The organism is Fibrobacter sp. (assembly GCF_045601785.1).
In the GTDB taxonomy this organism is placed as follows: domain Bacteria; phylum Fibrobacterota; class Fibrobacteria; order Fibrobacterales; family Fibrobacteraceae; genus Fibrobacter.
This window is the reverse complement of record NZ_JAZSAF010000003.1, coordinates 59,833-70,835: the sequence shown is the minus strand read 5'-3', so window position 1 is coordinate 70,835 and position 11,003 is coordinate 59,833. Positions and strand designations below refer to the sequence as shown.

At 54.8% G+C, this 11,003-nt stretch carries 4 protein-coding genes and 1 pseudogene; 4 read left to right on the top strand and 1 reads right to left on the bottom strand.

Going from position 1 to position 11,003, the window contains the following annotated elements; translation table 11 throughout:
• Positions 1 to 217, top strand: a pseudogene (locus ACKI61_RS00675) (acetylglutamate kinase); the annotation flags it as partial.
• Positions 198 to 1,403 (top strand): aspartate aminotransferase family protein, encoded by a 1,206-nt coding sequence (locus ACKI61_RS00670; protein WP_407455899.1) that lies wholly within the window; start codon positions 198 to 200, stop codon positions 1,401 to 1,403. The pseudogene ACKI61_RS00675 and the gene ACKI61_RS00670, both read left to right, overlap by 20 nt.
• A 113-nt stretch (positions 1,404 to 1,516) precedes the next feature.
• Here the strand turns inward: ACKI61_RS00670 and ACKI61_RS00665 are convergent, their stop codons facing one another.
• On the bottom strand, positions 1,517 to 3,154 hold the full coding sequence (locus tag ACKI61_RS00665; protein ID WP_407455898.1) for a fumarate hydratase: 1,638 nt from the start codon (positions 3,152 to 3,154) through the stop codon (positions 1,517 to 1,519).
• A gap of 329 nt (positions 3,155 to 3,483) precedes the next feature.
• Between ACKI61_RS00665 and ACKI61_RS00660 the strand changes: the two genes are divergently transcribed.
• Together ACKI61_RS00660 and ACKI61_RS00655 are read left to right on the top strand one after the other, a co-directional pair.
• Entirely contained in the window at positions 3,484 to 4,119 is a 636-nt protein-coding gene (locus ACKI61_RS00660) for a hypothetical protein (RefSeq protein WP_407455897.1), read from the top strand.
• Positions 4,120 to 4,478: 359 nt separating this feature from the next.
• Positions 4,479 to 10,979: a glycoside hydrolase family 9 protein gene (locus ACKI61_RS00655; protein ID WP_407455896.1), complete on the top strand. Its 6,501-nt coding sequence runs from the start codon at positions 4,479 to 4,481 to the stop codon at positions 10,977 to 10,979.
• Positions 10,980 to 11,003 lie beyond the last annotated feature (24 nt).

Sequence of the window (11,003 nt, the reverse complement as noted above, 5' to 3'; positions counted from 1 at the left end):
CGAAAACAAGAATGTAATTCCCGAACTGAGCGAAGCGGACGCCGAAAAGCTGATCGAGGCTGGCGTCATCTCCGGCGGTATGATTCCCAAAGTCCGCGAGAGTTTCAAGTCGATCCGACGAGGACTCAAGAGCATCCACATTGTGGGTTGGAAGGACGCGGAACACTTTGGCAAACAAATTAATGGAGATTTAAACTATGGCACAATCTTGCGCTAACCTGCTCGAACAGGACAAACAAATTATCGCGCCGCTCTACGGCAAGGCAGACATCAACTTCGTGAAGGGCGAAGGCTCTTACCTCTACGACGACCAGGGCACTCAGTACCTGGACTTCGTCGCGGGTATCGCCGTGAATGCGCTCGGTCACCAGAACCAGGCGATTAAGGATGCTGTGGTGGAACAGATGAACCACTTCAACCACATCAGCAACCTTTACCCGAACTACCCGCAGATTAATCTCGGCAAGGCACTCCTTGAAATCACCAAGTTCGACAAGGCCTTCTTCTGCAACTCGGGTACCGAAGCCAACGAAGGCGCTATCAAGTTCGCACGTAAGTACTTCGACCGGAAGGGCGAAAAGAACCGGCAGAAAATCATTACCTTCGTGAACAGCTTCCACGGAAGGACGTATGCCGCACTTTCTGCGACGGGCCAGCCGGCCATCCGCGAAGGCTTCGGCTCCATGCCGGGTGATTTTGTGCATGTAACTTGGAATGACTGCGAAGCCTTGAAGGCCGAGGTGGATGGCAATACCTGTGCCATCATGCTGGAATCGCTGGCCGCCGAAGGTGGCGTGATGACTCTCTCTGCCGAAATGGTTGCAACAATCAATAGCCTGCAGAAGGAATTCGGCTGCCTCGTCATCGTCGACGAAGTGCAGGCAGGCGTGGGCAGGCTCGGTACCTTCCTCGGTTTCGAGAAGTACGGCTTGAATCCGGACCTGGTAACGCTTGCCAAGGGAATCGGTGGCGGTCTCCCGCTGGGTGCGGTGCTGTTGCGCCAGAAGATTGCTGACCAGCTCAAGGCTGGCGACCATGGTACTACATTCGGCGGTAACCCGATTGCATGCGCTGCAGGTCTCGCTGTCGTGAAGCAGATTCCGGGCTTGCTGAAGAACGTGGCTGAACGCTCTGCCCAGCTGAAGGCCGGTTTGGCTGCCCTTGTGGAAAAGTACAGTTTCGCCAAGGAAATCCGCGGTGAAGGCCTGATTCTCGGTGTGGCTCTCGATGAATCCATGCCGGTCGGTAACATCATCGCTGCCGCCCGCGCAGAAAAACTCATGGTGCTCAGTGCCAAGGGCAACGTGCTGAGACTCCTCCCGCCGCTGAACGTGAGCGAAGCCGAAGTTGCTGAAGCCCTCGAAAAGTTGGGTAAAGCTTTCGCTGCGGCTGCTGTGAAGTAACATCTACGTCATTGCGAGCCCTATGGGGCGAAGCAATCCTGAACGTCATCTCGGATTTAAAAAAAATCCCGCCGGTTGTTCCGACGGGAATTTTTCATTTCTAACGATTAGGATTAGATCAAGCCTTCAAAGAAGTTGTTGCCCTTGTCGTCGACCAAGATAAAGGCGGGGAAGTCCTTGATAGTGATCTTGCGGATGGCTTCCATGCCGAGTTCCGGGAAGGCCACGATGTCGTTGGACAGAATGTTCTGTTCAGCGAGGATGGCTGCCGGACCGCCGATAGAGCCGAGGAAGAATCCACCGTACTTCTTGCAGGCGTCAGTCACGTCTTGGCTGCGGTTACCCTTCGCGACCATGATCATCGAGGCTCCCTTGCTCTGGAAGCGCATCACGTACGGGTCCATGCGGTTGGCGGTCGTCGGGCCGAAGCTACCCGTGGGCATGCCAGCCGGAGTCTTTGCCGGGCCGGCGTAGTAGATCGGGTGGTCAGACACGACCTTCAATACGGTCTTTTCTTCGTCGGTGAGTTCTTCGCCACGTTCCTGCTTGTCGAAGATTTCGGCAATCTTTGCGTGAGCCATGTCGCGGGCCACAATCATCGTGCCCTTGAGGCTGAGGCGGGTCTTCACCGGATACTTGGTGAGGTCGGCGAGCACTTCCTTCATCGGGCGGTCAAGGTCGATTTCCACTGCCGGAGCGAGGTTCACGGCGTTGCCTGCCGGAATGTAGTTTTCCGGATGGTGTTCCATCTTTTCGAGCCAGAGGCCGTTCTCGTCAATCTTTGCCTTGATGTTACGGTCGGCAGAGCAGGAGACACCGATAGAAACCGGGCAGCTTGCAGCGTGGCGCGGAGCGCGAATCACGCGAACGTCGTGCACCAGGTACTTGCCGCCGAACTGGGCGCCAATGCCCGTCTTCTGGCAAATGTGCAGAACCTTTTCTTCCATTTCGAGGTCGCGGAAAATGCGGCCGCCTTCGGAACCCGTGGTCGGAATATCGTCGAGGTAGCCGCAGCTAGTGAGCTTCACCATGTGGGTATTCATTTCAGCAGAGGTACCGCCAATCACAATGGCGAGGTGGTACGGAGGGCAAGCCGCAGTACCCAAGGTCTTCACCTTTTCGGCGAGGAACTTTTCCAAGGACTTCGGGTTGAGGAGCGCCTTGGTCATGGGCCAGTAGTAAGTCTTGTTGGCTGAGCCACCGCCTTTCGCCACAAACAGGAACTTCATCTCGGCGCCTTCTTCGGCGTGGATGTCGATCTGGGCAGGCAGGTTGCAACCGGTGTTCTTTTCTTCGTACATGGTCAAGGGTGCAATCTGGCTGTAGCGGAGGTTCTTGGTGGTGTAGGCGTTGTAGATACCTTCCGAAATCGCTTCGGCATCGTCGAAGCCGGTCCACACCTGCTGGCCCTTGTGGGCGACGCAGATTGCGGTACCGGTGTCCTGGCAGAACGGGAGAATTCCCTTTGCTGCTACGCAGGCGTTCTTGAGCATGGTGAGGGCCACGAACTTGTCGTTGTCCGAAGCTTCCGGGTCCTGCAAAATCTTTGCGACCTTCGCCGTGTGGGCCGGACGCAGGCAGAATTCCACTTCTTCAAAGGCGGCCTGGGCGATCTTGGTGAGCGCCTCGGGGGCGACCTTCAGAATCTTCTTGCCTTCGAATTCGGCGACGGAAACGCCATCTTTACCGAGATTCACGTATTCGGTAGTATCTTCACCGTGCTGGACGGTAGCTTCGTATTTGAATGCCATAGTGTTCTAGTGGTTAGTGGTTGGTGGTTAGTGGTTAGTGGTTAGGATCTAGGGACTGGAGTTAGGTGTGGGCTGTGTAATGACTAATTACACATCACACATTTCACATTGTTTTTATGTGTGTAATTTAAAATTTATAGCGGGTTTAGTTTAAAAGATTTTGACTAATCGGAGCTTTTTTGCCTGTGGTAGTGTGCGTAAAACCGCAAAATGCCGATGAATGGACGAAAAAAGGCGACAATTTAAACTTTTTTTGTAAAAAAATTGGCAATCGGTCAAAATTTGTGCTATTTTTTACATCGTAGAAGTTTAATCTAGAGAGGAATCATATGAAGATCAAGAATCTCATGCTGGCAACTATCCTTGCCTCTGCTGTCGCCTTTGCCGCCGATGCTGCAAAGCCCGCCGCTGCACCTGCTGCTGCCCCGGCTGCCGCACCTGCCGCTGCTGCTCCTGCTGCAGCACCCGCTGCTGAAGCCCCGAAGGCTGAAGCTGCACCCGCTGCTGCTCCTGCTCCGGCTGCCGCACCTGCCGCCGCCGCACCTGCTGCTGCCCCGGCTGAAGCTGCCGCTCCTGCCGCTACGGATTCCGCTGCCGCTGCTCCTGCTGAAGCTGCCGCCGCTCCTGCTGCTGATTCTACTGCAGCTGCCCCGGCTGATTCTGCCGCTGCCGCTCCTGCCGAAGCTGTAGCTGCCGCCGACACCGCCAAGGCTGATAGCGCCGAAGTCCTCGAAGCCAAGGCTGAAGAAGCCCCGGTCGACAGCGCCGCTCTCGCCAAGGCTGAAGAAGAAAAGAAGGCTGCCGAAGCTGAAGCTAAGGCCAAGGCCGAAGAACAGGCTGCTCTCGAAAACAGCTCCGCCGGTTCTGCCAAGAGCTCCGTCATGGAAAACCCGTGGGAATTCCTGATCGTCTCTGCCGCCTTCGTGGCATCCGTGCTCGTGATCATCTTCACCGGCAAGGACTAATCGAAGCCTGACATAAAGGTTTATAAGAAACCGACGCTAACAGCGCCGGTTCTTTTTTTCAGAAAAGAATGGTGGTCCCGGCACAGGGGCCGGGAGGACATGTGTATGTTTATGCCGAACATTCTTTTGTAAACTTTCGTAAACTCCACCCTGCGTATTTATTACCAAAATGTGTTCTACGAAACCCCGTGTTCCGCGTCATGCTTTTTTGCCTTTTTTGAGAGCGAAAAGCGAACATTTTCTGATTTTGGGAAGTGCTTTTTCGGCAAGATAAATCTATTTTATAGTTGTGTATTTGGGCGTTTGAAAAACGGGTACTTGCGTATCCGCCATTTGGTTGTATATAAAAGGAGGCTTTTGTGCCGATCAAGAAAAGTTTTGTCGCTGTGGCGTTTTCTGCCGTGTCGGCCATTTCGGTAATGGCTGCTACCGCGGTTCAGGAACAACCCACTCCCTATGATCTGATCCGTCCGGTTTACCCCTTGACATGGGACACGACGGTGTTCGATCATTACGACACGACGGTTACCCAGAAGCACAACATGGTTCCCAAGAACCGCACGCCGGCGTCTTACGTGCCGAACGCGCTGATCCCCGACACGCTGAACCAGGCCTACCTCGATGCGATCAACTACCGCATGTCTCCGATCCGTATCAACCAGGCCGGTTACCTGGAAAGCGATCCCGAAAAGCAGTTCTACTACGTGGGCACGGCGACCGAGTTCGAAGTGGTGGATATCGACGGCAAGTCCCTTTCCCCGAAGGTGACGGGCACCTTTACTAGCAGCGGTTTCCAGACGTCTTCGGACTGGACGATTATCGCGGGCACGAATGCGGCCACCAACGACCAGAAGCGTTACCAGGTCGACATTACCGGCCAGTCCGGCATAATTCAGGTGGGCCATATCCCCGGAACCGTGCCTACCGAAACCCGACTCCGTATCAAGGTGGGAAACGACATTTCGAGCACCTTCATCGTGAGCAACAGGGTCTACTCGATGGTGAAGAGTGCTGCCCTCAAGTTCTACGGAATCAACCGTAGCGGCGATGGTGACTCCTGGTTCCACCCGGCAAGCCACATGAAGGATGGCGCCGGTGCAGAGGTGACGGGGGCTGCCGATGTTCGTGACCAGTACAACGCTGCCCTTGCCGGAACCTTGCAGGGTGGCTACTACGACTGCGGTGACCACCTGAAGGAATCCCAGACCCAGATGTATGCATTTATGGTGGCGGCAGTCCTTGCTGCTACAAACGCCGATGCCGACGAAGACAACTATGCCTTCAACCACGGCGAAACGGTGAATACCGACGGTATGCCCGACATGTTGCGCGAAGCAAAGCACGGCGCCGACTATGTGTTGCGCGCCTATATCCGCGCCAAGGGCGTGATTGACGACATGGCCCTTTCGGTGGGTAACTTCGGCTCTGACCACGGCTGGTGGGGCCGCCCCGAAAACAGCGACAAGCTGCCCGTGGATGGTTCTGCTGCGGCGACGGACCGTGGCGGTCCTATGTCGCGTACCGTGCGCTTGGGCGAAATCGGTGCAAACATCGGTGGCGAGACGGCGGCGGGCCTTGCCCTTGTGGGTAAGCTCTATTCCGAATACCCCGAACATAAGGCTTTTGCCGACAGCTGCTTGAAGGTAGCCAAGGAAATGTATGACTTTGCAAAGTCGATGGCTCAGGGCAAGACCTACAAGAACAATACCGAAGCCGCCGGCTGGTCTTCTCCGGCCTACAACGGCAACAACGAATATTTCGACGACTTGGCTCTTGCCTCTGTTGCCCTTTGGTATGCCACGGGCGATTCGAAGTATGGCGATGATGCCATCCGTTCCAAGACGCTTGGCACGACGGTTCCGCAGTCCTTTATGGAAAATTGCGTGGGCTGCTTCGATGGTGGCTGGTTTGTGACCGACAACAAGGGTTTCTTGAAGAACGTGAAGAATACCAGCTGGGCAAACGCTTACGCTTACGCGACCTACGCCCTTTACAAGCTGATCCTTGCCGACGAGAACAAGGCGGTTAACGAATTCGGACTCACCAAGGAAGAGCGCCTGAATGCCATCGAAGACTGTATCATGAGCATGATCCACAACTTGGCCGACGTGAGCGCCGGTACGGCGACGATTGTTTTGCCTCGCAAGGATCCTTCTAACTACATGGTCCAGGATATCGGCTGGAAGGGTAACGAAGTCAAGTACGACCCCATCTGGTACTCGATGCAGACGGACCAGACCTGGATTTACAACCGCTACCAGGCAGGCAACATTTTTGAAGTCTTGGCCTATGCCGATGTGGCGAAGGATCTTGAAAAGCAGAACCTGGTTCTCCCGAACTTGGGCAGCCCCGACTGGAAGGCCGACCAGATGCACCAGCTGGCCATCAACCAGCTGAACTACCTGCTTGGCGTGAACCCGTGGGATGTGTCCTACATTCTGGGTATCGGCGACAAGAACGACGCCCACCCGCACCACCGCGCCGCAAACCCCGAAGGCAAGAACCAGCCGGGTGCCGGCTACAAGTATCGCCCGCCTGTAGGCGCCCTTTATGGTGGTGTGACTCCGGGTGCTACGAATTCCATGGTTCCTGACAACAAGAGCTGGGAAGACTACCACAAGTCCGAAACCTGTATCGATGCCGCTGCAACGCTCGTAAGCTCGGGCATGCTCGCCGCAGCAAAGTTTGACCGCTCTGCGGCCCCTGTCATGAGTGTTGAAATCCGCCACGTGAGCATGGACTCCGCAATCGTGATGGTGAAACTCACGACGCGTGGAACGGCTACGCTCTATTACGGTACCGATGAAGGCTCCATGACGACGACCGTTACCACCGATGATGGTTCTGCAGGTGTCCAGCACGAAATCGTCATGCGTGGCCTTACGAACGGAACAACTTACTACTTCTACGCAGAAGGTGTGAATGCGTACAACACGGCAAACGTCACGCAGAAGTACATGGTCGATTCGACACAGACTCCGTTCAGCTTTACCACGCTTAATACGGTGGAAAGTGCTCAGATCATGAACCCGACGGTCTGCAACATGTTCGGCGACAGTGCTGAAATCATGTGGTACACCCCGAACGGCGAATATGAATCCAAGGTATACTGGGATACCGTTCCGCATGCGACGGCCGCCGAATTCGCCTTCAATAGCGGAGCCGGCAATGCCGATGTATCGGGCATTCCGACCAAGTTCCACTATGTAAAGATTGGCGGACTCAAGGAAAAGACGACTTACTATTATATGGTCGAAAGCAACGGCCAGTTTGCAAATACCGACGAGAAGACCGGCGACCTCTTGAAGTTCACGACGCCGGTGGGCTGGTACGACTTTAGCGTGCGCGCCTACCAGTACGACTTCGGTGGTACAGAATTCCTGAACTTGAATATCTATAACAATGAAGCGCGGCCGTTCGATAGCCTCACGCTCCGCATGTACTTTATGGCCTTGCCTGAGGAAGTGGAACAGTGCGCCACCTTGATTGACTCCGATATTTGCCAGGCTTACGATGAAGCTGGCTTCAACAAGCCTTGCGAAAATGACCGCGAACTCCGTGACTTGATGCGCGCGGCGCTTCCGGTTCGTCTTTATGACACCTACGATGCTACGACGGGTAAGTATGCCTATTACTTCCCGGTTCCGTTGGGATCTTCTATCATCAAGTCTCAGTCACGCTTGCGTGTTGACTTGACCTATTCTTCGGGCATTAGTAACGATGGTTACAGGACTTGTGAAACCTTGCGCCAGCCTGCAAAGAAGCACATGGACAAGACAACGGGCGACTGGTCTTGGGCTCCGCACAACTTCCTGGACGACGGCGCCGACTACGACGGTATGCCCTACGAAGACAAGGACTATGGCGATATCGATGGCGAAATCCCGGTGAACCCCTTCATTGCCGTTTACCGCAAGGATGAGTTCATTTGGGGCTTCAGTCCTTCTTACCAGGAAATGTCGACCAAGCGTGCCCATTACGAAATTGATGCGACCCTGGATGCTCCGTTCAATGTGTCGAACAATTCCTATGTGCAGATCGACCAGACCAGCAGCACGGTGTACGTGAGAGGCTATGCCCAGGTTTCTGAACAGGGCTACATTACGCGCATCTGGGCTAACGGCCAGGAAATCAAGACGAAGATCAACCGCATCGGTAACGAAATATTCCTGATTTCGGACAACAGCGAAATTGTGGCACACTACAATGTGACAAGTGGCGACGGCACCATCGACTCCACGGGTCTTTGGACTCTCAACATTCCGGTCAAGATGAAGATCGGTAGCAACAAGATAGACTTGACGATTTTTGCGGGCGCGAACCCCGAGTGCGAAGAATGCTCCGAAAACGGCGGCTGCGCCTTTATCAACCGCACCTACTACGTGCAGTTCACGCGCGGCAACCTGACAGCTTCTAGCCTTACCATTAAGGACGAAGCCGGCAACCCGGTCGCATCTCCGGCAGATCCTGCGAATACGCGCTTCTACATTTACCTGAACGACAAGGACAAGGCCGGGACGACTTCTCCGATCAATGTGCTTGTCATCAATAACAAGAAGGGTGACACCCTGAAGGTCTCGATGGTAGAAGACGCTGCCAATCCGGGCAACTTCAAGAGCGCAAGTGCCATTTCTGCGGTGTCGGTCGCTCCGAATGCCCGTAGCGGTAACCAGATATCCTTCTTTGCCGGCGATACGATTCAGGTTGTCTACATAGACCCTGACGATGAAGAAGACATCTCGAAGCAGAGCTTCTTTGCTGAATCCAAGTACCCAGAAGCGCAGAAGGTCCTGGCTCAGGACAGCGACTGCGACAACGTGGCTGACAAGCTCCTGGTCGTATTCTCCAATGTGCTTGAAGAAGCCTACAAGTTCGACAGCATCCGCGTGTATTTGCCCGGAATGGCGGATACGGTGACGCTTGCGGTGAACCAGGCAGATGCGCTTGACAAGAGCGAAGTCCTGATCGACTTGCCGGAATCGCTCGGCATCAAGGAGACTTCTGCTCCTATTGGTTCTGCGACGGTGTACCTGCGTGCCGAAGGGGCGACCAATGCCGAACAAGTCGCTATTACCGACGGAATTTTGCCGCAGCTCTTGAGCGTGACGATTCTTGAAAACCCCGACCATGAATATCCGGAAGACACGCTGATGATTGCCTTCACCGAACCGGTGCTGCTTTCTTCGACGAACTCCTGGATTCTGAACATTGCCGGTACCGATGGCTCGTTGATCAACGTAGTCGGCAAGGCGACCACCAGTAACGACGGTAAGAGCTGGCTTTATGCAGTGACAGGCAACGAGGACGGTTCCCAGATTCCGCTCGGCGCCAAGGTTACGGTGAAGCCGAACATGGTAAATGACAAGGCGTTCAACGCCCTGGATCCGACCCTTGCATGCTCCGAAGTGAAGGTGGTGGAAACGCCGAGGCCGGTGCCTATCACGCTTGCTGAAATGCGCGACCTCGAAGGCGACGGCTATCCGGACGAACTCTTTATGCGATTCGAGAAGAAGCTCCGCGACAAGGACCTGCTCGATAGCTTCGTTGTAGAATGGGGCGCCAATGGCGACATCAGGAACCTGCAGCCGCTCTCTGTCGAAAATGGCAAACCCAACTGGGATCATACCTTTGAATTCGGTCAGCACATGGAAGTCCGCTCGACGGTAGATTCCTCGGGTGCTACCCCCGTGGTGACTCTGGATTCTGTCATGGTGAACGATACCGTGTCAGTTATTACGGTCCGTTTCACTCCGGATAATTCGTTTGCCCGTGGTGCAACGGTCGGCCCCTACGACGGCTATGGCCGCGTGACTCCGCGCCTTGGTCCCGAAGGCGGCTTCTTCGACAAGTATTATCCGATTGTTGACAAGTGCCCGCCGATTATCTTGACCGCCGTCTGGCAGGGCTTTGACCTGAAGGACGATTCCTACGGCTCGCAGGACTACGTGACGCTCACCTTCTCGGAACCGATGGATACGGTGCCGGCGAATGCCTACGTGGTGGAACGCAGCCGCGATGGCAAGGAAGGCGTGTTCTTTAGCCCGAAACAGAACTCGAACCTTACGCTCAGCTATATCGCGGGTGCGACGACGGCAAAGCTCGGCTACAAGCACAAGTATGAAGAAGCCCTCTGGATCGGCGACTCGGTGCGCTTGGTGTCTGCTGCCGACATGAGCTACTTCAAGGATTTGGCCGGGCTCTTTGCCGGTGCGGGAACTCCGTGGGTCCCGGTGACGGGTTCTGTATCGAACATCAAGTTTACGATTACAGCAGTCGATGGCGTGACGAAGTCCAGGAGTCCTGATTCTACTTACTATGGTGGCATTCCGCTGGATCCGGATGTGAACTTCCGCTTGACTTCTTTGAACCATAACGAAGAGACGGTGGTCATCGCAGAAGGCAACAGCAAGCTGCATGATGTGGCGACCCGTACGCCTATTCGCGGATACCGCCATGCGGGTCCTGTGTTCAAGATCGAGGTGGCGCTCCCTGACGTGCTTGACAGCACCGTGCTCGGGGAACCCAAGCGCGACTATACCATCAAGCTCGAACTGGATATCTTCAGCAACCTGGGTACCTTCGTGAACAGGGCGACTTATGAATCAACTTCGTCGGCCTTGAAGGAATTCATCTCGGTGGGTAGCACCATGACACTTTACCTGGAATGGTGCGCTCCGGAAGATTACCCGATGAGTTCTGATGGCAAGAAGATTGGCACGAGCCCCTACATCGCGAAGTTCAGTACGTCGGCAAAGAGCGACTACCTGCCGCAGGTACCTGACGAAGACGACGAACGAACCGAAACCTTGAAGGATTCCGACACCTTTACCAAGACATTTGGTTTCAGAAGGGTCAAGTAGTATTGAAATGAAGAGAATGTGCCT